The following is a 26,760-nucleotide window of genomic DNA, read 5'->3' as shown; positions in this document are numbered from 1 at the left end:
CCGAAAGTTAATGGCAGAAGCGTTAACGATAGTCGGTGAAGCTGGCATCCACGGAATGGAACACAACGGTCTGATTTCGAGCCAGCTAGATGATACTCAAGTTTTCCAGTCTAAACGCTTTAGGTTCTCGTGTACCCCTGCCTATCAGTTTCATGGCAAAGAATTCGAGGACTATATGATCCTTGCTTATAGGTTCGGTTTCGTTATTCGCTCTAAGTATAAGGAGGTTGAGAGGCACCCTGGCCTTGAAAGGCCTTCTTATCAGATAGAAAGCGAAATTGTTCGCCTAACACAGATCGGTTGGGAATATCTGGAAGAGCACAACAAGCCGTTGCTTCATGGTTGGTGGTTAACCACTTTAGAGCGTGTCCCTCATGGGATAACTAGCATAGTAACCGCTGCCTTAACGACTTGGGCAATACTTCACTGGGGAGCACCAAAATGAAATTCACACTCTCTTGGCTCAAAGAGCACCTCGACACCACGGCTTCGGTCGATGAGATCACCTATGCCCTGACCGATCTTGGTCTGGAAGTGGAGGGGGTCGAGGATCGGGGCGCTAAGCTGCGCGCGTTTACCTTGGGCTTTGTGAAATCTGCCGAGAAGCATCCCGATGCGGACCGTCTGCGTGTGTGTCAGGTCGAGACGGACGAGGGGCTGCAACAGATCATCTGTGGTGCGCCCAATGCGCGGGAGGGGATTACTGTCGTGATCGCCAAGCCCGGCGTTTATGTGCCCGGCATTGATACGACGATTGGCGTCGGCAAAATTCGCGGGATCGAGAGTTTTGGCATGATGGCCTCCGAGCGGGAGCTGGAGCTGTCCGAGGAGCATGACGGGATTATCGAGCTGCCGTCGGGCAATGTCGGCGACAGCTTCACCGATTGGCTGGCCGAGAATGACCCGAGCAAAGTGGACCCTGTGATAGAGATTGCGATTACGCCGAACCGCCCCGATGCGTTGGGCGTGCGCGGCATTGCGCGTGATCTGGCAGCGCGTGGTTTAGGTAAGCTCAAGCAGCGCGATGTGGAGGCTGTCGATGGCAGTTTTTCCTGTCCTGTCTCGGTGAGTATTGACGCCGATACGCTGGAGCAGTGTCCGGTGTTTTATGGCCGTATGATCCGCGGTGTGAAGAACGGGCCATCGCCTGTTTGGTTGCAAGACAAGTTGCGTGCGATCGGCCTGAGGCCGATTAGTTTTCTGGTCGATGTGACGAACTTTTTCACCTATGACCGCAACCGCCCGCTGCATGTGTTTGATGCGGATAAGATTGGCGGCGATGCGCTGCGCGTGCACCGTGCGGTTGGTGGTGAGACTTTGGTCGCGCTGGACGACAAGGAATATACCCTCACCGAGGGGATGACGCTGATCTCGGACGCGAATGGTGTCGAGAGCATCGGTGGTGTGATGGGTGGTCTGCCGTCCGGTGTGACCGATGAGACGGTGAATGTGTTTGTCGAGGCGGCGTATTTCGATCCAGTGCGCACGGCGTATACGGGCCGCGCGCTCAAGATAAACTCCGATGCGCGCTACCGTTTCGAGCGCGGGATTGATCCTGCATCTGTGGTGGACGGTATCGAGCATGCGACGCGGATGATCATGGAGCATGCGGGTGGCGAGGCCTCTGACGTGGTGATTGCGGGTAAGGTGCCTGACACGGCGCGGGCGTATAAGCTGAACGCAAAGCGTGTCATCTCGCTGGTGGGGATGGACATTCCGGAGGCGACGCAGCGGCAGTCGTTGACTGCACTAGGCTTCCGTTTGGAGGGTGATATGGCTCATGTCCCCAGCTGGCGTCCCGATGTGCAGGGGGAGGCTGATCTGGTGGAGGAAGTGGCGCGGATTGCATCGCTGACCAAGCTGGAAGGTGTGCCACTGCCGCGTTTGACGGCGGGTGTGCCGCGTCCTGTAATGTCACTTGTGCAGCGGCGTGAAGTGGCCGCACGGCGGACGGCTGCGGCGCTGGGGTACCATGAGTGCGTAACCTACAGCTTCATCGATCAGCCCTCTGCGGCGCTGTTTGGCGGGGGCACAGATGCGACGCGTCTGGAGAACCCGATCAGCAATGACATGAGCCATATGCGCCCGTCACTGTTGCCTGCCCTCTTGCAAGCGGCGGCGCGCAATCAGGCGCGTGGATTTGCCGATATGGCGCTGTTTGAAGTGGGGCCAGTCTTCACAGGTGGTGAGCCCGGTGAGCAGCATATGCAAGTGAGTGGTCTGCTGGTTGGGCGCACGGGGCCGAAGGATGTTCTGGGCTCGGCGCGGGATGTGGATGTGTTTGATGTGAAGGCGGATGCCGAGGCGATTTTGGCTGCGATTGGTGCGCCTGCAAAAGTGCAAGTCATGCGCGGGGCGGATGATACGTGGCATCCTGGCCGTCACGGCAAGATTTGTCTGGGGCCGAAGAAGGTTTTGGGCATCTTTGGTGAAGTGCATCCTAAAGTGCTGGCTGCGCTGGATGTGAAGGGGCCTGCGATGGCCTTTACCCTCTATCCTGCGGAAGTGCCGCTCAAGCGCAAGGCAGGGGCCACGCGTCCCGCGCTCAAGGTGAGCGACTTGCAGGCAGTCGAGCGTGACTTTGCCTTTGTTGTTGATGCCGATGTTGAAGCGCTGACGCTGGTCAATGCGGCGATGGGTGCGGATAAGGCACTGATCGACGATGTGCGTGTCTTTGATGAGTTCATTGGTGGCAGTCTGGGGGAGGGTAAGAAGTCCCTCGCGCTGACGGTCCGTTTGCAGCCGCGTGATGCCACGTTGAAGGATGCGGATATCGAGGCGGTCTCCGCCAAGGTGGTTGCATCTATTGCGAAGGCAACGGGTGGTGTATTGCGCGGATAACCGAATTACCTGCACCTATTTGAGAGCGTGGGATTTGAGTTTATTGGCCAACTGAAGATGCGGCAGGAGGATGATGCGATGTTGAAAGTGTATTTGTCGGGTGAGATTCATACCGATTGGCGGGAGCAGATTGTTGAAGGTGCGGCTGGGCTTGATGTGGAGTTCTCTAGCCCTGTGACAGATCATGCGGCGAGCGATGATTGCGGCGTGGCCATTTTGGGCGCTGAGGCGAACAAGTTCTGGCATGACCGTAAAGGTGCGCAGATCAATGCGATCCGCACGCGCAAGGGGATTGCCGACGCGGATGTAGTGGTTGTGCGGTTTGGAGATCAGTACAAGCAGTGGAATGCTGCGTTTGATGCTGGCTATGTTGCTGCACTTGGTAAGTCGTTGATCATTTTGCATGGGGCCGATCATGCCCATGCGCTGAAAGAAGTGGATGCAGCGGCGCTGGCGGTCGCATCAGAACCAGCGCAGGTTGTGGAGATTTTGCGCTATGTCCTGACAGGCGCGCTGGCGTGATCCATGCGGCTGTTTTGGGGCTGGTGCTGGTCGTAGCATCTGTTGGGGCCGCTGCGGCGCAGTCTTATTCCAAAGCGGCGAGGTATTTGATGGCTCAAGAGATCAAGGCGGCCTGTCCTTTGGGCGGGCGGTTTACATCAAAAGGTGCGATTGAACGGGATCTGAACGGCGACGGACGCAAGGATCTGTTGCTCTCGCATGGCGAGCTTAGGTGTAAGGGCAGCAGAACCCTGAGCAAGTACTGCGGGATGCAGGTCTGTACGGTGAAGATATTTGTGCGCCAAGGACAATTGTTGAAGTTAAGCTCCGATTTTCTGGGCGGTGGTGTAACATTGGGGCCGACGAATGTCCCTGTGATATCGGGATACGCGCATGGCGGGGCACCTTGGGCTATCCGCTGGAACGGTCGCAATTTCCGATAGATGCACTTGGTTGCGGGTGATGTGCTTGGAAATATTGAACAATAGTAGTGCGTGCGGTTTGCATATTAAAGTGGAGCTGTTCAACGTCCCCCAAGAGTTTTCTGTGCCCTTATGATGGGGCGAGATGTCTGTTGTTTCCCCATAAAAATAAGGTGTCTCGCTTGAACTGCTGTGCTAGTGGCTTACGCAACGGACCAAAGGGTGGGAAAACCTGCGGCCGATAACACTGTAAGGGACAAAACACATGATTAACGAATTCAAAGACTTTATCGCCAAGGGCAACGTCATGGACATGGCTGTTGGTATCATCATTGGTGCGGCATTCACTGCAATTGTGTCATCGCTTGTCGGCGACTTGATCAACCCGATCATCGCTCTTTTTACTGGCGGCATTGATTTCTCTGGCTGGTTTTATGTAATCGGTGGCGACGCGTCCGAGTACAGCTCCATCGAGGCCGCAACCGAAGCAGGCGTTGCTGTCTTTGCGATTGGCCGTTTTGTCATGGCTGTCATCAACTTCCTGATCATTGCTTTTGTTGTGTTCATGCTGGTGAAAATGGTGAACCGCGTGAAGGAAGCATCAGAGAAAAAAGAAGAGGCCGCTCCTGAGGCGCCTGCTGGTCCAACACAAGAAGAGCTGTTGGCTCAAATCTTAGTTGCGTTGAAGAAGTAAGAAGGCATCAGCCTTTTGACATAGAGGAGGGGGTCGCAGTGATGCGGCCCCCTTTTTCGTTTATGCGATGGCTTGTTCGCCTGTGATGTAGTCCATGCCGAGCGCTTCACCCACTGCGGCATAGGTGATCTGGCCTGCGTGGACGTTCAAACCTGCCAGCAGATGCGCATCGTCAGCGCAGGCTTGCTTCCAGCCTTTGTTGGCGAGTGCCATCATGAAGGGCATGGTGGCATTGCCAAGGGCGATGGTGGAGGTGCGGGCCACAGCACCTGGCATGTTGGCCACGCAATAGTGCATGATGCCGTCCACCTCATAGATCGGGTCTTGGTGCGTGGTGGCTTTTGACGTCTCGAAACAGCCGCCTTGGTCGATGGCGACGTCCACGAGGGCGGCACCAGGTTTGAGTTCGGACAGTTGAGTGCGCGTGATAAGCTGGGGGGCAGCGGCACCGGGGATGAGGACCGCACCGATGATCAGGTCGGCCTGACGGGCCAGCTCTATGGTGTTGCCTGCGGAGGCGAAGCTGGTTTTGAACACGCCAGAGAAGGCATCGTCGAGGTAGCGCATGCGCACGAGCGAGCGGTCGAGGACTGTGACGTCTGCGCCCATGCCCGCCGCAACGCGAGCGGCGTGAGTACCCACAACGCCGCCGCCGATGACGACGACTTTTGCAGGGCCAACACCCGGAACGCCGCCCATGAGGACGCCGCGGCCGCCGTTGGCCTTTTGCAATGTCCAGCTGCCTACTTGGGGGGCGAGTTTACCTGCGACTTCGGACATCGGGGCGAGCAGGGGCAGGCCGCCGTTACGGTCGGTCACTGTCTCATAGGCGATGCAAGTTGCACCTGACGCGATGAGGTCCTTTGTCTGTTCTGGATCGGGGGCGAGGTGGAGGTAGGTGAACAGCACTTGGCCCTCGCGCAGCATCTTGCGCTCGCCTGCTTGTGGCTCTTTCACCTTCACGATCATATCGGCGGCGGCGAAGACTTCGGCGGCAGTGGCGATAATCTCGGCACCAGCGGCGATGTAGTCAGCGTCTTCAAAGCCTGCACCTGCGCCTGCGTTTGTCTCGATGATGACGCTATGGCCTGCTTGGACAGCTTCATAAGCTGCGTTTGGTGTCATGCCGACGCGGAATTCTTGGGGTTTAATCTCTTTTGGGCAACCGATTTTCATGGAATTTTCCTCCTCCGATGATTGCGTGAGGAATACGCCTGATTGACTGCAATTAGGTGGCGATTATGGGTCGCTAAAGGGGGGGATGTTCGAATAGTCTGCGGATAAAGGACACCTAGACGCAAAGGTATTGCGCGTATGTTGGATAGTATAGACCGAAAGCTCCTCGCCGCGTTGCAGCAACGCGGGCGGATGTCGAATTCAGAACTGTCGGAGCAGGTGAATCTGTCGCCCTCGGCCTGTCACCGGCGTGTGCAACGGTTGGAGGCGGAGGGGTATATCCGCGATTACGTCGCGCTGCTGGATGCGCGCAAGCTGGGGGTGCCGACGACTGTGTTTGTCGAGATCACGCTGTCGGGGCAGGCGGATGAGTTGTTAGAGGCCTTCGAGAAGGGTGTGCGGCGGATACCTGATGTGCTGGAGTGTCACCTGATGGCGGGATCGGCGGATTATTTACTGAAGGTTGTGGCGGAGGATACCGAGGATTTTGCGCGCATCCACCGCCAGTATCTGGCGAGGTTGCCGGGGGTGGGGCAGATGCAGTCGAGCTTTGCGCTCAGGACTGTTTGTAAGACGACGGCGTTGCCGGTTTGAGGGAGGCAAATGCCGCGAACGGCAGCTTCGAGCCAATTATGACCGATACTGCATCGCAGTCAAATATCTGCTTCAGAAGCTAAATCTATTCAAAAACCTGCCGCGTTAAGATATGAAACATAGGGCAAAGGCAAATCTATCGAATAGAATGCCCCGCTAAGTGCCATAACGAGCGCGATCGAAAGCATGCCACCTAGAATGCAGACTGCCCAAGCAAGGCGCATGCGCCGTTTTTTCAGGGCTACGAAGGCGGCGATATGAACAAAAAACGCACTGACACCTAGAACGTAGTAAGGGGCGAAGTATAAAGCCGAGTTGGTTTGACTGACGACAGAAGCTGCCCAATATATATTGGTATCAATGCTTGGCCAGAACGCCCTTGTATATAAAACTGCGCCAACATGCTGAACGAGAAACAAGACTAAAGTGACGCCACTCAACCATTGCAATCGAGACCAGAAACGCCGCGGCCAACCTCGCTTTATGAGTAGCCGCATACCCAAGAATAGCTGAATCGCAAAGCCAGCAACAAGAATTGTCTCGATAACAGTATGGCGGTAAATTTTTCGCAGAGCCTCCTGCACTGCGAGGTGCTGCTCCACCCCCCAGAATAGTGCAATATGATTGCCAAGATGCGCTGCGATGAACACGACCAGCGACAGCCCCAACAGACGGTGCAGCGCGGTTGCTCTAATGGCAATGAGGGCGGGAATACTGAAAATAGTTCTTACCATACCCAAAGGTACGGTAAGCCTGTTGCAAATGTCAATACCCTTGGGTATGGTCCCGTATGGCAAAGGAAAAACTCTCCAAAGACACTTGGCTTGCAGCTGGTTTTCAATCTCTGGCGGACAGCGGTCCTACCTCCGTGCAAATCAATTTGCTGTCCCAAAAATTAGGTGCAACAAAGGGATCCTTTTACTGGCACTTTAAGGATATCTCAGAATACAAATCGGCTATGCTTGAGCTTTGGCGTACCAAAGTTGCAAGCGATGTCATCGATAACATCAATGCCCAACAAACCCTTGAGCAGCAGCTGGATGCGTTGTTTGCAGATGCCACGCGCCCCGCACCCGAAGAGTACGGCGGGAAAAAAATCGAACCTGCCATGCGGGCATGGGCGCTTTCTGATCAAGACGTAGGAAAGGCATTAGCTGACTTAGATACGCTGCGGCTCTTGTTTCTAAAGAGCCTGTTGGATGGTTGGGGATTAGATGGAAAAGTACTCTCTGAATTGATTTATGGGGCATATATCGGTCTGGATGATCTGCAATCCAAGGGCCGTACAAACAGCAGCGGCGCGCTTACTGCACTGAAACAAATGATACTGGCCGCGACGGAAACGAAATAGTGTCGCGGAAACTGGAGGCGGAGTTCATGATGGGCATTGGACAGGACAAGCAATGCGCCGAGCCTCTAGAGACGAAGCAGGCTGAACCAGCCGTACTAACTGCGTACCAAAGAAGCCGGGTTCATGAGCCAGTGTCCGCACCCAGCCCTTGTCTGGCAGCCACTTGTTGTAGTCAATTAGCGGGAAACCGACCCAGATCAGCAGGCGCAAAGAGTAATTTAAGTTGCGCTAAGCATCGTCCTTAACTTGCAGTCTCTACAGCCATGGTAACGTAGCACCGGTGGCGTTTCAGGTATTTCAACGATGTCACAAGGAATATGATGCTCTTTTGGTATATTTATGCATGCGCTTTCTTGCTTGGGGTTGTGCTACCCGTTCGCAATATAAGGCTGTGGGTTAAGTCGTGCTTAAGAGTGATGTTTGTCTCGCTGGGGGTGATCATTTTTTTTAGCCTTGCTACAGCGCGACAAGCTGGGGCAGGCCTCGTTTTGCTTCCCGTTATTGCCTTTTTCGGGGTCCCAACGGTGGTGGCAGCCGGGCTTGCGGCGGGGCTGTATGTGCAGGGCATTGTTCGCGGGCGAAACGTCGGACGCGGAGTTGTTGTAGCTGTGGTTTTGCTGGCATTGCCCGTGTTGATAGGTAGTGCCTGGACGTTTCTGTCAGAACGCGAGGACGCAGCCGCCCGCAATGCGGTCTGGACGCAACACCCTGTTGTTCAACTCGGGGATATGAACTTTCAATTGCCCTTAAGCCCGCGCTTTCATCTGGTTTATCGTGGCGCGGACGGAAACTTTTACGGTGGCAATCTGAAACGACAGCGCAGCTTAGAAGAATTCGCTGAGGTTCTTGCGACAAATTCAGGCCCATTGGTTCTGTCGCAACTTATTGTTTTGGAGGTCGCATTGGATTGCGATGGGCCGTCGCGCGCATACTGCGAGGGCGTTAGCGGTGCGCAACTTCGGGACTGGTGCACCTCAGTGCCTTCAGAACATAGATCTGTTGTTTGTGTTCAAGATGCCGATGACGCGCGGTTCAGAGTGTATTTCCAGACACGCGGTAATGGGCTGACAATAGCGGACGGCGATTGCGTTAATGGCCGCTGCTACACCCGCATAGACATCTCGCCCCAGATCGAACTCATCGTCTCCTTTGATGCCGCCTTGTCGGACAGTGGCGCAATCGCGTTAGATGCCATCACCCACGGCAAGCGACTTTGGAATGGCCTTATTACATTAAGAGAGCAATAATTTATCTTACTTGCCAGCCACTTCCAACCTGCTGAGCAAACCGCCAAACCCGAGCCAAAAATGTATGATGCTGGAGAATAAATCAATATCCGGCCTATAGATGGTGGCTATTTGGTTCAAATATCCAATGACGTTGGATCACGAAAAGCGGCCATCCGGTACCTGTTGATGAATGTTGGGGTAGCATCGTGTCTGAGAGCCAGAGTTTTGGAAGATCAAAACCTTTCACCTAGAAGGCGATAACACCAGAATGATTCTTCGGTGGCGATTTTTTGGTTCAGGCTCACTGGAGAAAAGCCGGTTGCACGCTTGAGAGAACGCCCCATATGCGACTGATCGGCAAAACCTGCTTCTGTGGCAAGTTCAGCCGGAGTGGCCGTAGGTTCGGCGGAAATTAATCGGTGCACTTCTTCGATCCTGGCAAAAAATTCGAGCGCCTGTTTGTCGAGACCCGTCCAACGTTGGAGGCGACGTTGTGTAGATCGAAGACTGCGCCCCAAGCCTGTTTGCAAAAGTTGGCCCATCAGGTGATTGGTCCAATCTTTAAGTCGGTCAGAACCGCTCCAATTCGTCGGCCAATCGCTGCCTTCACTTTTCGCCCAAATGGTCGACATTTCCTGCCAAAACTCAGACCAAGAGATTTCAAGAAGCCCCGTTTCCAGCAGGGATAACGCATCTTCAATAGTTTCAGGCGGCGCACCATCCAATGTGCCTCCCAGTCGCTGCCAGGCATCAGGATAAAATGCGACTGTCATTGCCCAGATAGGTCCAGAACTCCAACTCATCTGCGGCTTGCTTTGAGGCGGCATGAACAACCTCTTTGGGGCACAAGGTCGCTTGCGAAGTTGCTCAAGCGGGAGAATTTGGTCCGCCATATGTATCCTCCCTGCAAAAGTTAAAGTGACCGTATAAAGGGGCGAGGCGGGAAAGTAATTCACGCGGTCGGTGACTGATAACGGCACGCCCCGGGTATCACGGACAATACAGCCAGCGATACAGTTGGAGAGTGTTTTTGGCGGTAGGATCAGTTGGCTTTTTGTTGGCATTGAGCCGCCTTTTTAAAAGTTGACGTGTTCATTCTATAGACGGTGAAATGATTGTGCCAGATTGCCTGCAACACGCGAAAGGCTAATCACATGTCAGACAACATCACATCAAACGTAAAACCGGTCCAAGTCACTCCGCAATTTCCGAACCCCATCTTACCCGGTGCGAATTGGGCGGATGCATTTGAAATTGAAACGCACCGAGATTTTGGGGACATGAGATCCGTCGCCGGTCAAACGATCGGCTCCATGCCACGCTGGGCGAGAGGGCTTCTTCGAGTTCGAAATATTGTTGTCGCGCCGTTTGGGTTGAAGATCGACGGTATGAACGACCTGCAAGGCGAAGTGGATAGCGTTGGTATTTTCCCGATCTTGGACGAAACGAAGGACCGGATCGTCCTTGGTTTTGATGATAGGCATCTGGATTTTCGTATCATCGTTGACCGAAGCAAAGGGGCTCAGGCCTTTCGATTGCGTGCGACAACCCTCGTTAATCGCCACAACGCATTGGGGCGCATCTATATCGCCATCATCACGCCGTTTCATCGAATGATCGTACGATCGGTTTTAAAAAATGCAGTTTAATGTTGTTAACGGAAGAGAGTTTGGCTGGCCGTTGGTGCGGTTTTTAAAGGAATTGCCCAACGACTACATTGGCACAATGTCCAAAGTGCAAGCGCGCCACGGCGATTTGATTCATTGGCGGCTTTTCGGTGGTTTGTTGAATTTTGCATTCATCAGTGACGGTGCCGCGAACAGAGAATTGTTTGTGCGCAACACCGAAGCGCTTGGGAAATCACCTTCCCAGATCCAAACGTTTATTTATGCCGCCGGCCAAAGCGTCGCGACGGCCCATGGTGGTGATTGGCGTAGGAAACGCAAAGAGGCCAACATCTTGTTCTCACGCAATGTCGTCGAAGCGTCTTGCTCAGGGCAAGTCGACGTTACACGCAATTATGTCGCGGGGCTGGGTGCGGCACCACAAGATGCAATCACAATTGCAAGACGCATGGCCGCGCTGACCTCAAGTCGCGGAATTCTTGGACGCGCGATTTCTTTGGGTGAGGCCGACACTCAAATTGCATTTAGCCAAGCGGCAGCAGATAGGTTTAACGCAGAGTCTGCCCAACTTTTTGCGCGCCCCAATTGGATGCTTGCGCCTTGGCGAAGAGAATTGACCCGCCGTAAGAGTGACGTCTTCCCGATTGTTCAGAGTGCCATAGACGATCTGCGAGACACGGACGTGCCTAATGATGGCTTGATGAACCACTACGTTAAGGGCGATTTTATCACCTCAAATGATGATGAAGTGCTGGCCATTCTCGTCGGTTTGTTGATGGGTGCCCAAGATAATATTGCAGCAGCAACAGCGTGGGTTTTGGCGTTTCTTGCGCATCACCCCCACCTGCAAGATGAAATTCGGACCGAAGTTGCAGACATTGGTTCGGAGGCGCAGGACTTTCACAATTGCGCGCTACTCAAAGCAACAATTTCCGAAGTGCTCCGATTGCGCCCGCCAGCGCCTGCCAATCAGCCACGCGTTTTACGCAAGGAAGTGAATATCGCTGGGCACCGACTTCCCAAGGGTACGTACATCTTCAATTCTTTCTACAACATGCATCATAACCCGGCTGTATTCACGAGACCCGAGATCTTTGCTCCGACAAGGTTCTTGGATGGGACTCTTGAGCGCTCCACCAGCTTTGCCCCGTTTGGCCACGGGCCTCGAAATTGCGTGGCTCAAGGCATGGCTATGCAGCAATTAATGGCAATTGTTGTCGGTACATTGCGCGGACATGAAGTGATCACTCAACAAAAGACATTACCCGAAATTGAACAAAAGCCCCTCCTCGTTCCTTCGCCGTTCAAAGTTGTTGTGAGAAAGCGTGGGTTGTGAAGGGGCAAACCAACGGGTTCTTGTTGGAAACTAATGTGAAGAGGCGCATTCTTTTTCCACGTCCATCAAACTCAGATTTAGACATTAGCGCAGGCGCAGCGAAAGCTTTCTCTGTCCGCACAGCGGACTTGTGACTTTTCTGTATTTCAACAAAAAACCCCGCAGCCACGAGGGCCACGGGGTAATTTATTCTTTTGCTTAGCAGGAGAAGTATGACTTACATCATACCTTCGCGCTGGAGCTTTTTCCGTGCCAATTTTCTGGAACGGCGGATCGCTTCGGCTTTCTCGCGTGCTTTTTTCTCGGACGGTTTCTCGAAATGTTGCTTGAGCTTCATTTCACGAAACACACCCTCGCGCTGAAGTTTTTTCTTCAGGGCGCGCAGCGCTTGATCGACGTTATTATCACGAACACTAACCTGCATGTGGTTTTCACCACCTTTCTAGTTTGAAGTTGCAAGGATTTGCAGGAAGTGGTGCTTTAGCAAAGCCGTGCTATATTGTCCAGTGTCTTGACCCGAACGGAGCATCGCCATGACTGCCATGAAAACATCCCCGAAAGAGCAGCTTTTGGAGGCGGCCCTCATGCATGTACCGTTTGATGGCTGGTCACAGGCTACGTTTGACGCAGCTACCCTCGATTCGGGGGTGGAGCGCACGGTGGCGGAGAGTGTTTGTCCGCGTGGGGCCGTTGATCTGGCAATTGCCTATCACCAGCAGGGCGATGCCGAGATGGTGGCGCGGATGAGCGAGGCTGATCTGGGAGCGATGAAATATAGCGAGTGCGTTGCTGCGGCGGTGCGGTTCAGGTTGGAAGCTGTTGAGGATAAGGAAATTGTGCGACGTGGTACCGCGCTTTTTGCTCTGCCGATGTATGCGGGGGACGGTGCCAAGGCGATTTGGGGCACGGCGGATGCGATCTGGAACACCTTGGGCGATACCTCTGAGGATGTGAATTGGTACACCAAACGGGCCACATTGAGCGGGGTGTATTCCGCGACTGTCCTGTTCTGGCTGGGCGATAGCAGTGAGGGTCACGCTGACACTTGGGCATTTTTGGATCGGCGCATTGAGAATGTAATGCAGATTGAAAAACTCAAAGCACAGGTGAACGATAGCCCTGTGTTGAGCAAGCTGATGGCGGGGCCGAAATGGTTGCTGAGCCATGTGAAAGCGCCGCAGCGGATGCCGCAAGCTGGACTGCCCGGACGGTGGACCCGACCTTAGGTGCTGCGCAGCATAACGATCAATGTGACCGTGTGGAGAGCGACCACAGCGAGGTTGGTCACTACGACAGGGTTGTCTATGCCGACAGCAAAGGCTGTTGCGAGTTTGTAGGTGATCTGAAAGGGGAAGAGGACCATAGCGATCTGCACAGCGATCTGTGGTGCGCCAAAGCCTGCGCGTATTAGAGCATAGAGGCTGGCCAACAATATCGCAAAGTAGACGCAAGCAAGGATGCGGCGGGCGGGACTGTCGGGACCAAAGGCGATTTCCATTCCTGCATCGGCACGCCACATGGCGGTGCAGACAGCAATCAGGATCAGGACATTTGCGGCGTGTGAGATGTAAACCATGCTGATTGAGGTGTGCTGCATTTCGGTTTGGTCAAGTTTCGATCTTTTCGTGAGCGGTTCGTGCTGGTAGGCCGCAGGCAATGTAAAAGCCAAAGGTTCATGACCATCTCACCTAATACGTCCCCCTTGATCCGTTTGGATAATGTTGATCTTTCGATTGACGGGCGCGATATTTTGCGCGGTATTTCTGTGCGCACGGATGTGCGGCGTGTTGCGGTATTGGGGCGCAATGGCTCGGGCAAGACGACATTGGCGCGTATCATGGCAGGGCTACAAAAGCCCTCCGGTGGTACCGCGCGAATCGCTGGTGTGGACGTAGCGCGGGACAGGCGGGGCGCTTTGGGGGCGGTTGGTATTTTGTTCCAGAACTCTGATCATCAGATTATTTTCCCCACTGTTGGTGAAGAATTGGCGTTTGGTATGACCCAGATGGGGTTGAGCAAACGGCAGGTGCAGGAGCGTGTGGCGCAGACGCTTGGGCGGTTCGGTAAGGGCGCGTGGCTGGATGTGGCGGTGCAGCATTTGTCCCAAGGACAGCGGCAGTTGATCTGCCTCATGGCGATCCTTGCGATGAACCCGAAGATGATCATTCTAGATGAGCCGTTTGCGGGATTGGATATTCCAACGGCGATGCATTTGGCGCGAGTGCTGGACGGGGCCGAGGCTGCGCTGGTTCATATCACTCACGATCCGCGCATGATCGCGGAATATGATCATGTGCTGTGGATTGAGGGCGGCAGGATCGAGATGCAGGGGGGTGCGGCGGAGGTTGCGCCTGCGTTCGAAGCTGCGATGCGGGGCTTGGGAGCGCGTGATGATTTCACTGACCTCTCCGGTTAAGACCTGCGCCCATGACTGGCCTGCGGGGGGCAAGTTGCTAGCGCTTTGTGTGGCGTCCCTAGCGCTTTTTGCTGCGCGTGATTTGTGGGTGCAGGTCGGAGCAGCCTTTGGAGTGCTTTTGCTTTACACGCTGCCTGGACAGGTATTTCTTTGGCATGGAATGCAGCGGCTCTGGCCGCTTTGGCCGTTTGTGGCGGTGTTGGTCGCGTGGCATGTGGCGACAGGTGTGCCGCATGAAGGGGCGCTGATCGCGCTTCGGATGTTGAGTGCTGTTGGCCTCGCCAATTTGGTGACGATGACGACCAAGCTGGGTGACATGATGGCAGTGGTAAACTGGCTGCTGCGGCCCTTTGCACGTTTTGGTATTAATCTGCGCGCAATAGAGCTTGCGGCTGCGATGGTGATCCGCTTTACCCCCGTTCTGGCGCAGAAGGGCAGTGCATTAGCGCTTGCGTGGCGGGCACGGTCGGCCAAGCGTGCAGGCTGGCGGGTAATTGTGCCATTCATGGTGCTGGCATTGGATGATGCTGACCGTGTGGCCGAAGCGTTGCGGGCACGTGGCGGTTTTGAAGTGGATAAGAACTGATGAGTATGGAACGAAACGTAGCGCTGATCGCTCTTTTTACGGCATTGATCGCAGCGCTGGGTCTGATCCCGCAACTGACGCTGGCTTTTGGCGTACCGATTACGGCGCAAAGCCTTGGGGTGATGTTGTGTGGCACAGTTCTGGGGGCAAAGCGTGGCGGCTATGCTGCGCTGCTTTTTGTCGGGCTGGTTGCGATCGGGCTCCCGTTGTTGGCAGGTGGACGCGGTGGTTTGGGACTGTTTACGGCACCGACGGCGGGATTTTTGATCGGTTTTCCTGTGGCGGCGTTTGTGACGGGTCTGGTGATGGAGCGGTTGCGTGGGTTGCCTGTCGGTTGGGCCGCAGGGATAGCGTCAGTTTTTGGCGGTGTCGTTGCGCTCTATATCTTCGGGATTGCAGGACTTGCGATTGTGCTGGACAGATCCGCGATTGAGGCCGCCCTTTTGGTGACGGCGTTTATTCCAGGTGATCTGATCAAGGCGGTTTTTGCGGGGTTGATTACGGCGGCATTGTTTCGTGCGCGGCCCCATAGCGTGTTGTCACGCAGTTAAGATCAACGCCGTTGCGATGCCGCCCGCTGCGGCGATGGTGGCGAGACCAGTGCCGCCTTCTCTGAGCAATTCGTGATAGAGGCATACTGCGTTGATGGTGCCTGATGCGCCGATGGGGTGGCCACGTGCGAGCGCGCCGCCACTGATGTTCACGCAGGCGGGATCGAGGTTCGCGCCGTGCACGCAGGCGATGGCTTGCACGGCGAATGCTTCCATGACTTCCGCATGGGTGATGTCGTTCACGCTAAGCCCCGTTTTGGCGAAAGCCGCTTCTATTGCAGCGATAGGCGCGATGCCAGGGAGTTCGGGTTTGTCGCCCTTGGTTACCCCACCAAGCAGAGTGATGCCTTGAGTGCCAAGCTGCTTGGCCATCCGCGCTGAGACTACCACACAAAATGCAGCGGCATCGGCGGCAACGGCCATATTGGCGGCGGTGATGGTGCCGCTGATGACTTTGGCGCGGGTGGTTAGTGCTTGAGTCATGTTGCGGGTGAAGGGGTCGGTGTGCTGGCCCTCGATGGGGATTATTCCATCGGGGGATGGTTTGGCGGTGCAGGCTTTTGCATGGCTTTGGATGGCCCATTCGTCTTGGTCCACGCGGGTGATGCCATAGGCGGTGGCGAGGGCGTCTGCGGCGTCTGCCATGTCAGGATCGCGGTCGGGCCATGGGGCGAAGGGCGGCTGGTCGTAGGGTGCGGGCGGGCGTTCATCTGCAAAGGTTTGAAGGCGTTGGGGGCGGCGGGAATAGCTTTCAACCCCGCCTGCGACGACAACATCGGCGGCACCACTTTCCACCATTGCTTTGGCGAGCAGCAGCGCGTCGAGGCCGCCTGCGCATTGGCGGTCGATGCTGAGGCCCGCGATGCGTTCGGGGAGGCCTGCGGCGAGGGTTATAAGGCGTGCAGGATTGCCGCCACCGCCGATGGCGTTTGAAACGATGACTTCATCTACTTGTACAGGATCGATGCCTGCATGGGTCAGGGCAGCGCAGAGGATGGGTGCGCCGAGTTGATCGAGGGTTAGAGCGGCAAAGGCACCGCCGCGCGGGACAACGGCGCTGCGGCAGGCGGCGATGATCCGCGCGGTCATAAAACGCATCCTGTGAGGGCTGCGATGCGGGTGAGGTCGGGTTTGCCCGAGGGCAGCAGTGGGAATGATTTCATAAACTCGATAGTGCGTGGCGCGATCAGGCCCTGTTGCTTGCAATAGGTCATAAGCCTGTCGCGGAGTTGAGGGTTGTCAGATTCCTCAATCACTGCAACGAGATGTCGCCCACGCATTGCATCAAGTCGGACAAGAATGGCGCAATTTGGCATTTCGGGCATTGCTGCGATCTGTGCTTCGAGTTCTTCGGGGAAGACGGCCGTATCGGCGATATTGATCATGCGCCCCGCACGACCCCGCAAATACAGATACCCCTGCTCATCCATGGTCCCATATTCCCCGACGGTGAGCCAGTCGCCATCACGCTGGGTGTGGGAGCTTTCGCCTTTCAGATATCCCTCAAACAGATAGGGACTGCGTACCCAGATGAGACCTATTCCCATGCTGTCGGCGGTGCGGATTTCGATCTCGACATCTGGATAGGCGCGTCCTACGGACCCTTCGGGCGCCTGCGCATCGCTCAGCGTGATAAAGCTTGTCTCGGCTGCGCCATAGAAAACATGCAGCGCCGCGTTGGGACAGATGGTGTGGATATGGTTGCGGGTTGCACGGTTTAGCGTACCGCCGCCGCAGAGGATGAGGCGGATGTCGGGCAGAATCGTGCCAATTGGCAGGAGGTGAAGTTGAGTGGGTGTGGCGTAGAGGATGGTGCAGTGGCTTTGGCGCAGTGCGTTGCTTTGCGCAGTGGGCTTTGAGCCGGAGAGGATGTGGACATCGTGACCAAGGTGCAGCCCTTCGAGGAGGCCATAAAGAGCAAGCGAATGGGTGAGCGCGCCGAGCACGGCTATGCTGTCGGTAGGGGAATATGCAAACTGTGACGCGTTGGTGTGAAAGCTGGCGATCCAAGATGCTTGGCTACGGGCGATGACTTTGGGCGGACCGGAGGTGCCGCCTGTGAGGGTCGCAAACCATGCCGGATCGAGATGGTCGAGAGGCGGCGGTGCCGTGTCGCTCACGCAGAAGGGGGTTTGGTTTGTAAGGGCTTTCTCCACCACCTGGAGCGCCTGTGTCACGGGGGAGGCTGCGAGAGGCGGGGGAGAGGTGGCTTTCGTTACTTGATGCACATCTAGAAAGACGCGTGCATCTGGATGCCAATGGAAACGGGGCAGCGGCATGTTGGCATCCTTGTTACGCGATTGTGGTGAGATGTAGCAAAGCGAAGGCGTGCTGGCCATATGGGGCTGTACACTAGTCGGTGCGTATTTATGGTGTGGGCAAGATTGAAATAGTTTGGAGGAGCCGACCATGACCCAGATGATGCGTGCCATCGAAATTACCAAACCCGGTGGGCCAGAGGTGCTGAAAGAAACGCAGCGCCCGATGCCACAGGCAGGGCAGGGGCAGGTTGTGCTCAAAGTGGCGTGGGCGGGTGTGAACCGTCCTGATGCGCTGCAACGCGCTGGAGCCTATGCGCCGCCTCCTACTGCCAGTGATCTTCCAGGGCTGGAGGCCTCTGGTGAAGTTGTGGCGATTGGGGAGGGTGTGAGTGGTCTGGCCATTGGAGATCATGTCTGTGCCTTGCTGCCGGGTGGTGGCTATGCCGAGTATGTCATGACGCCAGCGGCCCATTGCCTGCCCGTGCCAAAGGGCATGGGGATGAAGGAGGCGGCTTGTCTGCCCGAGACCTTCTTTACCGTCTGGTCCAACGTGTTCATGCGTGGTGGGCTCAAGGCGGGTGAGCGGATTTTGATTCATGGTGGCTCTAGCGGGATCGGGACGACGGCGATCCAGCTGGCGAATGCTTTTGGTGCGCGAGTATTTGTGACAGCGGGCAATGCCGAGAAATGTGCGGCCTGTGTTGAACTAGGCGCGGAGCGTGCGATCAACTACCGCGAAGAGGATTTTGTCGAAGTGATGAAAGCCGAAGGTGGCGCGGATGTGATCCTTGATATGGTTGGCGGTTCTTACATAGCGCGCAATATTGATGCGCTGGATATGGAGGGACGTCTGGTGCAGATCGCGTTCCTTGGTGGACCGAAAGCCGAAATTAACTTTGCGCCTCTGATGATGAAGCGGCTGACGATGACAGGCTCGACCTTGCGGCCGCAGTCGGATCTGGCCAAGGCTGGCATTGCGACCGAGTTGCGCGAGGCAGTCTGGCCGTTGCTCGATGCAGGGCGCATTGCACCCGTGATGGACAGTGAGTTTGCATTCGAGGACGCGGCGGGAGCACATGCGCACATGGAGGCCAGCCAGCACATCGGGAAGATTGTGCTCAAGGTCGGCGGCTGATCCAAAGGATGCGGTTTTCGCGCGATTAAACCTTTAGTCAGGGCCGGACGCGGGAGACTGCGTTCGGCTTTTCGTTTGGGATTTGAGTTTAATTTTCCAAGTGGAGACGAGGTCAGCGCAGGGGGGTGAAAATGGCGTCTCTCAGAGAGCAATCTTTGATCACCTCGCGGCCACAGGGGACGGGGCTAAGCTCTTTTGACAGGCAGATGCGTGCTTCTTGGATATAACCTTGGCGGCAGGTGATGGTAATGCTGTTGCGGGTTAGGTCTGGATTGTCTTTAAGAAATGCGTCCTCAACCACGGAGGCGGGGAGCTTCACAGCGCGGTCGAGTTTGCGGAAGATCGCGGGGCGGGTGATGGTGGCATAGGCTTTGCGGGACAGGTCGTAGTAGTCTGACGCACTCAGGTCGGTGCAGGTGCCGTGCTTTTTCCATTGGTGCCATGCAAGGCCACCCGTGCCCATGATATCAGCCATATCAGCCGTCATACCGCGTGAGGGGGGACGTTTTGCCGTTTGGCAAAATGAGGGGTAGCCGCGGTGGAATTGCGGCCAGAGGCCATGGAGAATCCAACCGTGGTCCTCGGAAGTGTCGCATTGCGGGGAATTGCGGGCATCACCCTCAAGGGCGCACCAGTTTGCTGACCAACTGAGTGCCATGACGTAATAATCGAAGTCGCCTGCGCGTTCTCCTTCTGCACGGGCGGATAATGCTGTGAGCAACAGGATCAGGCTGAGTAAAATGGGGCGCATCTGGGGTCTTTCCTTATGGAGTGCCATTCTCTATATAAGCCATAAGTTCCCCCAAATTGGAAACGGTTCTGGCCTGCCAGGACAGCCTAAGTCAGGCGACGGGGAAGGTGCGTTTAGAGGAGAGAGACATGGGCAAACCGATTATGGCGAAAGCCACCGCAGTATGGCTGGTGGATAACACGACCATCAATTTCAAGCAGATCGCCGATTTTGTCGGTATGCATGAGTTGGAAGTGCAGGGCATCGCGGACGGTGATGTGGCTGCTGGCGTCAAAGGTTTTGACCCGATTGCCAACAACCAGCTGACGCAAGAAGAGATCAACAAAGCGCAGGACAATCCGCTGCACAAGCTGGAGCTGAAGTTCAACGCTGCTGCTGCTGGTGAAGAAAAGCGCCGTGGTCCGCGTTATACGCCATTGTCCAAACGTCAGGACCGTCCTGCTTCCATCCTGTGGCTGGTGAAATTCCATCCCGAATTGTCGGATGCGCAAGTGAGCAAGCTGGTTGGCACAACCAAGCCGACCATTCAGGCGATCCGTGAGCGCACCCACTGGAACATCTCCAACATCCAACCGATTGATCCCGTTGCTTTGGGTCTGTGTAAGCAGTCCGAGCTGGATGCAATGGTGCAAAAAGCAGCTGCCAAGAAGGCAGCCGAGGGGGGCGTTATGTCTGATGACGAGCGTCGCAAGCTGGTCAGCACCGAGCAGAGCCTTGGCATGGACACAGAGCCTAAGATCCCGTCAGCGATTGAAGGACTGGAGACATTCACACTTTCCACAGATGTGTCCGACGAGGAGGACGAGAAGAAAGACAGCGATTTCGCAGATGCGGAGAGCTTTTTCAACATCCCTGATGGCGATGATGATGAGGAAGACGACGCAAAGTAAGCGCGTCTGACATTCAGGTTTTTGTAGAGGGCGTTCCGCTTGGAGCGCCCTTTTCGTATGTTTGGGCTAGATCTGTTTGCGTGCACGCATGGCGGCGGTGATTGTCCCGTCGTCAAGATAATCGAGTTCGCCGCCGATGGGCACGCCTTGGGCCAGAGAGGTCAGTTGAACCTGTCCGTCAAGCTGATCGGCGATGTAATGAGCGGTTGTTTGGCCGTCTATGGTAGCGTTGAGAGCGAGGATGACTTCAGTGATCCCTTCGCTTTGGACGCGGTCAATGAGGCGGGGGATCCGCAGCTCTTGCGGGCCTATCGCGTCGAGGGCCGAGAGCGTGCCACCTAGAACATGGTAGCGCCCTTTGAAAACGCCTGAGCGCTCCATCGCCCAGAGGTCGGCCACATCCTCGACCACACAAAGCTCGCCGTTGGCGCGTTTGTTGCTGTCACAGATGTCGCAGATGTCCGCCGTGCCGACATTACCGCAGTTGAGGCATTCCCGTGCTGTTGCCGCGACTGTCTGCATGGTGTCGGCCAATGGAGTGAGCAATAGCGCACGTTTGCGGATGAGGTGCAGCACCGCACGGCGCGCCGAACGGGGGCCGAGGCCAGGGAGTTTGGCCATCAGCTCGATCAGGGCGTCGATGTCGCGGGTGCTGCTCAAGGTTTCGTGCTCCGACAATGGGGAGTGGTAACGCGCATAGAAATATAATGGGCGTTAACACTGTCACCAATGCGTTGAATTGGCGCTAAAATGGTAGCTTCATGCCTGCGGGAAGGCCCATGCCTTCGGTCAGTTTGCCCATCTCTTCGGCGGCACGCTCGGATGCTTTGCCTTGGGCGTCTTTAATCGCGGCGAGGATTAGGTCTTCGACGACTTCCTTGTCGTCGCCGTTAAAGATGGACGGATCTATGTCGAGACCTTTTAGCTCGCCCTTGGCGGTGCAGGTGGCTTTCACAAGGCCAGCGCCAGATTCGCCTGTGACCATGATATTGTGCATTTCTTCCTGCATCTCGGCCATCTTGCCCTGCATCTCTTGGGCTTTTTTCATCATTCCGGCCATATCGCCGAGGCCTGCTAGTCCTTTGAGCATGTCGTATCCTTTTTGGTTTTGCGCCTTCTGAAGGCGGCATAAAAGCTTAGCACAGATATGGCACCACATAAGCCCATGAACAAGATGGGCGAGCTAATACATCCTTCTTGGGATGCTTCCCATGTCATGTCATCAAGATCGCGGGTCAGCATAATAGGGATGAAGGCGACCCATATCAGGGCGAAGATAAAGCAAGCAATCCGCCAGCCGTACCACATTGCAAACATGGTCGCGGTAAGCAGAACAATCTGGGAGGGGTAGGTCAGCAGGATGATGGCTTCGGACCATGCGGTTGTTGGGGTGCCGGTCCACAAGGGGCGCTCTTTATCGCATACTTCGGCAAAGGCGGCAGTTGGAAACATCAGTACGAAAACCCACAGGCGGCGCATCAGCTGTCCTCGAAGGGATCCCATTCATCCTCGACTTCGGGCAGGGCCTCGCTCACTGCTGCGGCGGCGATATCTTGGGCGGTGCGAATACTGGTGATCTTTGCCTGCGGGAATTGGGCGAGGACGGCTTGCATCAATGGATGTGCTGTGGCGTCAGCGCGCAATGCGTTGTCTTTTTCATCGCGCAAGGAGGCGATGGTGGGGGCGCCGCCCGAGTTGACGACTGTAACGGCCCAGCGGTTGCCTGTCCACAGTTGCAGTTTGTTTCCAAGATGTTGCGCAAGGTCGCGGGGGGCTGCATCGGTTGGAACAAACTCAATCCGGCCTGGCTGGTAAGCCGCGAGTTGGAGGGAGGTCTCAACCTCGACGAGCAGTTTCACATCACGGTTGTGGCGGATGAGTTCCAGCACGTGTTCGAAGGTTGGATAATGCGCGAGGGCGGCATCAGGGGCGCGTGCCAGTGCAGTTGTTTGGCCTGCCGCGTTCGGCTGGGATGCCATGCGGGTTTGGGCGTGGCTTACGGCTTGGGCACCATTGCTTTGCGGGGCTGCACCAGTAGGCAGCGTGTTGCCACCCGTGGGGGCGGGTGTGTTTTGCAGCGTGCGCACAAGCTCGTCGGGTGACGGCAGATCGGCCACATGGGTCAGGCGGATGATCGCCATTTCGGCGGCCATCATTGCGTTCGGTGCGGCGGAGACTTCCTCCAGCGCTTTGAGCAGCATTTGCCACAGGCGGGTGAGGACACGGATGGGCAGGGCATCTGCCATCTGGCGGCCACGGTCGCGCTCCTCAGGCGATATTGTCGGGTCTTCGGCGGCGTCGGGCGTGATTTTCACCACGCTGATCCAATGCGTAATCTCGGCCAGATCGCGCAGGACGGCCATCGGGTCGGCCCCTTCGGCATATTGCGCGCCGATCTCGGTCAATGCCCCTGCTGCATCGCCGCGCAAGATCATGTCGAGCAAGTCGAGCACACGCGCGCGGTCGGCGAGCCCCAGCATGGCGCGGACTTGAAGGGCTGTTGTCTCGCCTGCGCCGTGGCTGATCGCTTGGTCCAGCAGGGAGGTCGCATCGCGGGCGGAGCCTTCGGCGGCGCGGGTAATCAAGGCGAGGGCATCATCTGCAATTTCCGCATTCTCAGCGCCAGCGATCTTTTGCAGCAAGGCGATCATCACTTCAGGCTCGATGCGGCGCAGATCGAACCGTTGGCAGCGGGACAGGACCGTGACGGGCACTTTGCGAATCTCGGTTGTGGCGAAGATGAATTTTACGTGTTCTGGCGGCTCTTCAAGGGTCTTCAACAGGGCGTTGAACGCCCCTGTGGAGAGCATGTGCACCTCATCGATGATGTATACTTTGTAACGGGCCGAGGCCGCGCGGTAGTGTACAGAGTCGATGATTTCGCGGATGTTGGCCACGCCTGTATTCGATGCGGCGTCCATTTCGATCACGTCGACATGGCGGCCTTCCATGATTGCGCTGCAATGCTCGCATTGGCCGCAAGGCTCTGTTGTGGGGCCTGCAGTGCCGTCAGTGCCAATGCAATTCATGCCTTTTGCGATAATGCGGGCAGTGGTGGTTTTCCCTGTGCCGCGGATGCCCGTCATGATGAAGGCCTGGGCAATGCGGTCTGCTTCAAACGCGTTTTTCAGCGTGCGCACCATCGCTTCTTGCCCCACCAGATCGGTGAAGGTCTCGGGGCGGTATTTGCGCGCGAGTACGCGGTAGGCGGTGGCGTCTGACATGAGTGTCCTGAAGTTGGATTCGGGAAGTGCTTCCAAGGTAGGCGGTGCAGGCGGTGGGGGCAACGGGGCACATCATATTGTGGCGCGATGGCGCTGCTTATTTCGCAACGGCACAGGGTGATGGCACTGCACTCACAATGATGCCATGGTAGTGCCGAATAATCGGCAAAGGATGGGTGATATGCGGCTCAGAGGGATTCGGCGCAGTAAGAATGTAGAAGTACGTGGCGGCGGTCGGCGCAGTTTGGGTGCAAAAGGGGGCCTTGGGGTTGTGGGGGTCCTTGCCGTGTTGGCCATCGGCTATTTCACGGGCATTGATGTCTCTCCGCTGTTGCAAGGAGGCAATGTCCAGCAAGAGCAGAGTATTGGAAGCATGCCTGACGAAGCATCTGTTGAGTTCAGCGCGCAGGTTTTAGCCACTACCGAAGATGTTTGGGCAGCAGTATTTCGCGATCAACTTGGTCGCACTTATGCCCCGCCCAAGTTGTTGATTTTCTCTGGCGTAACGCAAAGCCCTTGTGGCGGCGCCAACGGCGCTACAGGCCCTTTCTATTGTCCGGCCGATGACACAGCATATCTCGACACTGAATTTTTCACGGCGCTGGACCGCCAGATGGGCGCGGGTGGCGATTTTGCGGCGGCTTATGTCATCGCGCATGAAGTGGCGCATCATGTCCAAAACGAGTTGGGTATTCTGCCCAAAGTGAATGCGGCGCGGCAGCGGGCCTCCGAGGCGGAAGCAAATGCACTGACCGTGCGATTGGAGCTGATGGCGGATTGTCTGTCGGGGATTTGGGCGCGGAATGTTAAGGGACTGATGGAGCGGGGCGATCTGGAAGAAGCGCTCAATGCGGCCCGAAAAATCGGGGATGATCATTTGCAACGTCAGGCGGGGCGTGTTCCGCAGCCGCATACGTTTACGCACGGCACCTCCGCGCAGCGTGCGGGATGGTTCGGACGCGGGTTTGACAGTGGTGATGTCGGGCAATGTGATACGTTTGCAGCGGCGCGGTTGTGAGGCCGGCGGGATAATATCGCTCGCAATGTGCGCTTTTGCCCAAAGATGGCAGTATATTTGATTTGAAACTGACCCTTTCGGGAGCATTCTCTGAATGCCCTTACCGGCTGTCACATCCTGCTTTGCAGCATGTGACTAGGTGAGAGATTGATAACGACCCAAGTGGGACTCGTTGTGGCTGCTGCCTTCCGGCTCTGACCAGGTTGGCGAGGCACCTGCCCGCACCAACCTCTCAGAATTTCATATAGGCAATGACGCGCTCGGCTGCAAGACTAGAGCGTAACGGAAAGTCGGATGAAGCCTTCTGGCGTCGTCCCTTGGGATTTTGGTTTAAGATGGGAAATCTCTGAGATCGAATGAAGCGCTTCTGGATGGGTGAGAACAATGGCCTCCACACCGCCTAGTGGGGCGAATCGCCATGGCGGGTTTGTATCCCATGGCTGTGGATCCGTTGAATTCAGCACTTCGATCATCGTTTCCCCAAGCTGCGTGCCTACGCGGCAAGCAAGCAGGCTGGCAGGCAGTATCGGGAACCCGCCGCCGCCTGATGCACGAAACCTGTTGGTTGCTAGGATGAACTCTTGATCGGGTTGCAGAGGGTTGCCGCCAAATTCAAGCTGGGAAATGCGGTTCAATGGGGATGCACTGGGATCAATTTGGTAGTGAAGCCCAAAGATCGTATCGAATTGAAAGGCGGGAATGTCCCTATCAATCAGCATTTGGGCGGGCGCGTCGGGGCGCAATAAATTGAAGAGCAGGGCTGCATGCTCCAACCAGTTTTTCAACTGCGCACCCGTTATGCGAAGGCCAACGGTCTGGTTTGCGAAAGGATTGAGACCTGCAATGTGACGCCGCAGAACTGGTCCGGCGGGAATATTCACATAATTTGCCGGCCCATCACGTCCCCCTGCGCCATGGGCTGCGGCGCAGCTGAGCACGGGCAGATCCCCAAAGGGACCATCGCGCAAAGCATCGCGGACTTGGCGATATTGCGCAAGCGCTGTAAGTTGTTGGGTCGGGGCGGGGCGCATCAGTGAGAAATAGCTGTGAAGATGTGTCGGTGTGGTCGCCACCTGTTCGGTGAGGTGGCATCTAACTGTTTCATGTGTTGTTTGAGCGATTTCTACCACAAACGGATCAGGCTTTACGTTACCCCCGTTGGGCCGCAGGTACGCATGGTGATCCAGTATGCGCCATCCGGTTTTCTCATCATGAACAAGGGTTAGGTCCATTATCCCCAAGTCAGACCCTGCATGTCCCGCCATAATGGTGGGTACATTGCCCACTGTGCTTTTCTGAAAATCGACACCTTCGCGGCTTGCATAATCGGTGGAGGGAAGTCGCCGGTGGGTATGTCCAAGGATCAGGGCATCGATTTCCCCTGTCTCAACCAAGCTGTGGGCGGCACGTGCATCATTATTGCTTCCGTCGATTCTGCCCACACCCATATGGCCCAGAACCACAATCAGATCAGCACCGTTACGCCGCAGTGCCGCCGCGCCAGTGGCGATTGCGGCGGCGGGCTGCTCAAGCGAAGTTCTGCACGCGAGATGGTGGCTTTGCCATGCGGCGCTTTGAGGGGGGAGGACGGAAAGGACGCCAAGCGTGAGCGGAGCTGGTGCATCAGCGTCAAGGTAAACCGGCAACAGCGTGCTTTGCTGCAAGGGGCTGATGTCGATGTTGCGCAGGTTCGAATTGAGGATGGGCATGTCCAGTCTTGATGCGACAGCCCTGAGGTAGGGCAGGCCGTGGTCAAGGTCGTGATTGCCAAGACCCAACGCATCATATTTCAGATGGTTGAGTGCCGCAACAATCGGGTGGTCCACGTCTACGGCGCAATCTGCCAAATAGGTTGCAAGCGGCGTACCCTGAAAGGTGTCACCGTTATCTAAAAGGATAACAGGCATGCCTTCAATACGCGCACTGTCTCGCGCCTCAGTGATGAGTCGTGCCAAACCTGCCAAGCCGCCGCCTTGTGTTGGCTGGTCCTTGATGTAGTCATGGGGCAAGAGATGGCCGTGCAAATCCGTCGTCGCCAACAACCTTATGCGTACGCGAGGAGATGTCTTCTTTTGGGTGTCAGGCGCACTCATAAGGCAAATTACCATCGTAGGTTGAGGTGGTAAATGGAATTATGGGTGTGCAACCCTTTATTCGAG

At 56.1% G+C, this 26,760-nt stretch carries 30 protein-coding genes and 1 other RNA gene; 17 read left to right on the top strand and 14 right to left on the bottom strand.

All coding sequences use genetic code 11. From position 1 onward, the window contains the following. The first annotated feature begins 10 nt into the window (after positions 1-10). From Q0775_RS06060 to mscL, 5 genes are all read left to right on the top strand, one after another. Positions 11-445: a hypothetical protein gene (locus tag Q0775_RS06060; protein WP_298858458.1), complete on the top strand. Its 435-nt coding sequence runs from the start codon at positions 11-13 to the stop codon at positions 443-445. Next, complete coding sequence (pheT, locus tag Q0775_RS06055; protein ID WP_298858457.1) at positions 442-2,841, top strand: phenylalanine--tRNA ligase subunit beta; 2,400 nt, start codon at positions 442-444, stop codon at positions 2,839-2,841. Before Q0775_RS06060 ends, pheT begins: the two co-directional genes overlap by 4 nt. A gap of 78 nt (positions 2,842-2,919) precedes the next feature. Further along, positions 2,920-3,363, top strand: coding sequence for a YtoQ family protein (locus Q0775_RS06050; RefSeq protein ID WP_298858456.1), 444 nt, complete (start codon positions 2,920-2,922; stop codon positions 3,361-3,363). Continuing rightward, positions 3,360-3,785, top strand: coding sequence for a hypothetical protein (locus Q0775_RS06045; protein ID WP_298858455.1), 426 nt, complete (start codon positions 3,360-3,362; stop codon positions 3,783-3,785). Before Q0775_RS06050 ends, Q0775_RS06045 begins: the two co-directional genes overlap by 4 nt. Positions 3,786-4,029: 244 nt before the next feature. Further along, entirely contained in the window at positions 4,030-4,458 is a 429-nt protein-coding gene (gene mscL, locus Q0775_RS06040; RefSeq protein ID WP_298858454.1) for a large conductance mechanosensitive channel protein MscL, read from the top strand. A 60-nt stretch (positions 4,459-4,518) separates the two neighbouring features. On the opposite strand, the gene ald is transcribed toward mscL, so the two are convergent. Continuing rightward, positions 4,519-5,634 carry an alanine dehydrogenase gene (gene ald, locus Q0775_RS06035; RefSeq protein WP_298858453.1) on the bottom strand — a complete coding sequence of 372 codons (1,116 nt, stop codon included), beginning with the start codon at positions 5,632-5,634 and terminating at the stop codon, positions 4,519-4,521. Between the two features lie 138 nt (positions 5,635-5,772). Here ald and Q0775_RS06030 point away from each other — a divergent pair, with 138 nt between their 5' ends. After that, positions 5,773-6,228, top strand: a complete 456-nt coding sequence (locus tag Q0775_RS06030; RefSeq protein ID WP_298858452.1) for an Lrp/AsnC family transcriptional regulator — start codon at positions 5,773-5,775, stop codon at positions 6,226-6,228. Between the two features lie 89 nt (positions 6,229-6,317). Here the strand turns inward: Q0775_RS06030 and Q0775_RS06025 are convergent, their stop codons facing one another. After that, the gene (locus Q0775_RS06025; RefSeq protein WP_298858451.1) at positions 6,318-6,962 is read right to left on the bottom strand and encodes a hypothetical protein; all 645 of its coding nucleotides are present in this window, start codon (positions 6,960-6,962) and stop codon (positions 6,318-6,320) included. A 56-nt stretch (positions 6,963-7,018) separates the two neighbouring features. On the opposite strand from Q0775_RS06025, the gene Q0775_RS06020 reads away from it, so the two are divergent. Together Q0775_RS06020 and Q0775_RS06015 are read left to right on the top strand one after the other, a co-directional pair. Further along, the gene (locus tag Q0775_RS06020; protein ID WP_298858450.1) at positions 7,019-7,579 is read left to right on the top strand and encodes a TetR/AcrR family transcriptional regulator; all 561 of its coding nucleotides are present in this window, start codon (positions 7,019-7,021) and stop codon (positions 7,577-7,579) included. Positions 7,580-8,106: 527 nt separating this feature from the next. Then, positions 8,107-8,826 (top strand): hypothetical protein, encoded by a 720-nt coding sequence (locus Q0775_RS06015; RefSeq protein ID WP_298858449.1) that lies wholly within the window; start codon positions 8,107-8,109, stop codon positions 8,824-8,826. Positions 8,827-9,041: 215 nt separating this feature from the next. On the opposite strand, the gene Q0775_RS06010 is transcribed toward Q0775_RS06015, so the two are convergent. Further along, the gene (locus Q0775_RS06010) at positions 9,042-9,872 is read right to left on the bottom strand and encodes a helix-turn-helix domain-containing protein (RefSeq protein WP_298858448.1); all 831 of its coding nucleotides are present in this window, start codon (positions 9,870-9,872) and stop codon (positions 9,042-9,044) included. 90 nt (positions 9,873-9,962) lie between these two features. Between Q0775_RS06010 and Q0775_RS06005 the strand changes: the two genes are divergently transcribed. Both Q0775_RS06005 and Q0775_RS06000 read left to right on the top strand, forming a co-directional pair. Then, the gene (locus tag Q0775_RS06005; protein ID WP_298858447.1) at positions 9,963-10,457 is read left to right on the top strand and encodes a DUF2867 domain-containing protein; all 495 of its coding nucleotides are present in this window, start codon (positions 9,963-9,965) and stop codon (positions 10,455-10,457) included. Continuing rightward, positions 10,447-11,769 (top strand): cytochrome P450, encoded by a 1,323-nt coding sequence (locus tag Q0775_RS06000; protein WP_298858446.1) that lies wholly within the window; start codon positions 10,447-10,449, stop codon positions 11,767-11,769. Before Q0775_RS06005 ends, Q0775_RS06000 begins: the two co-directional genes overlap by 11 nt. Positions 11,770-11,986: 217 nt before the next feature. Here the strand turns inward: Q0775_RS06000 and rpsU are convergent, their stop codons facing one another. Next, a complete protein-coding gene (gene rpsU / locus Q0775_RS05995; protein ID WP_005851231.1) occupies positions 11,987-12,193 on the bottom strand; it encodes a 30S ribosomal protein S21 in 207 nt (68 codons plus the stop codon). Between the two features lie 109 nt (positions 12,194-12,302). Here rpsU and Q0775_RS05990 point away from each other — a divergent pair, with 109 nt between their 5' ends. Further along, positions 12,303-12,995 carry a COQ9 family protein gene (locus Q0775_RS05990; protein WP_298858445.1) on the top strand — a complete coding sequence of 231 codons (693 nt, stop codon included), beginning with the start codon at positions 12,303-12,305 and terminating at the stop codon, positions 12,993-12,995. Here Q0775_RS05990 and Q0775_RS05985 read toward each other — a convergent pair. Beyond that, a complete protein-coding gene (locus tag Q0775_RS05985) occupies positions 12,992-13,438 on the bottom strand; it encodes a hypothetical protein (protein ID WP_298858444.1) in 447 nt (148 codons plus the stop codon). The genes Q0775_RS05990 and Q0775_RS05985 overlap by 4 nt on opposite strands. Before the next feature lie 6 nt (positions 13,439-13,444). Between Q0775_RS05985 and Q0775_RS05980 the strand changes: the two genes are divergently transcribed. From Q0775_RS05980 to Q0775_RS05970, 3 genes are read left to right on the top strand one after another with little or no spacing between them, the layout of a single operon-like run. Continuing rightward, positions 13,445-14,185 carry an ABC transporter ATP-binding protein gene (locus Q0775_RS05980; RefSeq protein ID WP_298858443.1) on the top strand — a complete coding sequence of 247 codons (741 nt, stop codon included), beginning with the start codon at positions 13,445-13,447 and terminating at the stop codon, positions 14,183-14,185. Next, positions 14,160-14,771: an energy-coupling factor transporter transmembrane protein EcfT gene (locus Q0775_RS05975; RefSeq protein WP_298858442.1), complete on the top strand. Its 612-nt coding sequence runs from the start codon at positions 14,160-14,162 to the stop codon at positions 14,769-14,771. Before Q0775_RS05980 ends, Q0775_RS05975 begins: the two co-directional genes overlap by 26 nt. A 5-nt stretch (positions 14,772-14,776) precedes the next feature. Further along, positions 14,777-15,322, top strand: coding sequence for a biotin transporter BioY (locus tag Q0775_RS05970; protein WP_298859962.1), 546 nt, complete (start codon positions 14,777-14,779; stop codon positions 15,320-15,322). On the opposite strand, the gene Q0775_RS05965 is transcribed toward Q0775_RS05970, so the two are convergent. Together Q0775_RS05965 and Q0775_RS05960 are read right to left on the bottom strand one after the other, a co-directional pair. Then, a complete protein-coding gene (locus Q0775_RS05965; RefSeq protein ID WP_298858441.1) occupies positions 15,311-16,411 on the bottom strand; it encodes an acetyl-CoA C-acyltransferase in 1,101 nt (366 codons plus the stop codon). The genes Q0775_RS05970 and Q0775_RS05965 overlap by 12 nt on opposite strands. Then, positions 16,408-17,601 carry an AMP-binding protein gene (locus tag Q0775_RS05960; RefSeq protein ID WP_298858440.1) on the bottom strand — a complete coding sequence of 398 codons (1,194 nt, stop codon included), beginning with the start codon at positions 17,599-17,601 and terminating at the stop codon, positions 16,408-16,410. Before Q0775_RS05960 ends, Q0775_RS05965 begins: the two co-directional genes overlap by 4 nt. A 130-nt stretch (positions 17,602-17,731) precedes the next feature. Here Q0775_RS05960 and Q0775_RS05955 point away from each other — a divergent pair, with 130 nt between their 5' ends. Beyond that, entirely contained in the window at positions 17,732-18,718 is a 987-nt protein-coding gene (locus Q0775_RS05955) for an NAD(P)H-quinone oxidoreductase (protein ID WP_298858439.1), read from the top strand. Positions 18,719-18,830: 112 nt separating this feature from the next. Here Q0775_RS05955 and Q0775_RS05950 read toward each other — a convergent pair whose 3' ends face one another. Next, a complete protein-coding gene (locus Q0775_RS05950; protein ID WP_298858438.1) occupies positions 18,831-19,469 on the bottom strand; it encodes a ribonuclease T2 in 639 nt (212 codons plus the stop codon). 128 nt (positions 19,470-19,597) lie between these two features. Between Q0775_RS05950 and Q0775_RS05945 the strand changes: the two genes are divergently transcribed. Further along, complete coding sequence (locus Q0775_RS05945; RefSeq protein WP_298858437.1) at positions 19,598-20,359, top strand: DUF1013 domain-containing protein; 762 nt, start codon at positions 19,598-19,600, stop codon at positions 20,357-20,359. A gap of 66 nt (positions 20,360-20,425) precedes the next feature. On the opposite strand, the gene recR is transcribed toward Q0775_RS05945, so the two are convergent. From recR to Q0775_RS05925, 4 genes are all read right to left on the bottom strand, one after another. Further along, on the bottom strand, positions 20,426-21,019 hold the full coding sequence (gene recR / locus Q0775_RS05940) for a recombination mediator RecR (protein ID WP_298858436.1): 594 nt from the start codon (positions 21,017-21,019) through the stop codon (positions 20,426-20,428). Positions 21,020-21,104: 85 nt separating this feature from the next. Next, positions 21,105-21,449, bottom strand: coding sequence for a YbaB/EbfC family nucleoid-associated protein (locus Q0775_RS05935; RefSeq protein ID WP_298858435.1), 345 nt, complete (start codon positions 21,447-21,449; stop codon positions 21,105-21,107). Further along, positions 21,434-21,838 (bottom strand): hypothetical protein, encoded by a 405-nt coding sequence (locus Q0775_RS05930; RefSeq protein WP_298858434.1) that lies wholly within the window; start codon positions 21,836-21,838, stop codon positions 21,434-21,436. Before Q0775_RS05930 ends, Q0775_RS05935 begins: the two co-directional genes overlap by 16 nt. Beyond that, positions 21,838-23,583, bottom strand: a complete 1,746-nt coding sequence (locus Q0775_RS05925; RefSeq protein WP_298858433.1) for a DNA polymerase III subunit gamma/tau — start codon at positions 23,581-23,583, stop codon at positions 21,838-21,840. The genes Q0775_RS05930 and Q0775_RS05925 overlap by 1 nt, the downstream gene beginning before the upstream one ends. A 181-nt stretch (positions 23,584-23,764) precedes the next feature. Between Q0775_RS05925 and Q0775_RS05920 the strand changes: the two genes are divergently transcribed. Next, positions 23,765-24,601: a neutral zinc metallopeptidase gene (locus Q0775_RS05920; RefSeq protein ID WP_298858432.1), complete on the top strand. Its 837-nt coding sequence runs from the start codon at positions 23,765-23,767 to the stop codon at positions 24,599-24,601. 137 nt (positions 24,602-24,738) lie between these two features. Here Q0775_RS05920 and ffs read toward each other — a convergent pair. After that, positions 24,739-24,836, bottom strand: an RNA gene (gene ffs / locus Q0775_RS05915) — signal recognition particle sRNA small type. A 37-nt stretch (positions 24,837-24,873) separates the two neighbouring features. Then, positions 24,874-26,694: a 5'-nucleotidase C-terminal domain-containing protein gene (locus Q0775_RS05910; protein ID WP_298858431.1), complete on the bottom strand. Its 1,821-nt coding sequence runs from the start codon at positions 26,692-26,694 to the stop codon at positions 24,874-24,876. Positions 26,695-26,760 lie beyond the last annotated feature (66 nt).

It is taken from the genome of uncultured Sulfitobacter sp., from assembly GCF_947499945.1.
Lineage (GTDB): Bacteria > Pseudomonadota > Alphaproteobacteria > Rhodobacterales > Rhodobacteraceae > Sulfitobacter.
Note: the sequence above shows the minus strand (reverse complement) of the source record. Positions and strands in the feature narration are given on the sequence as shown.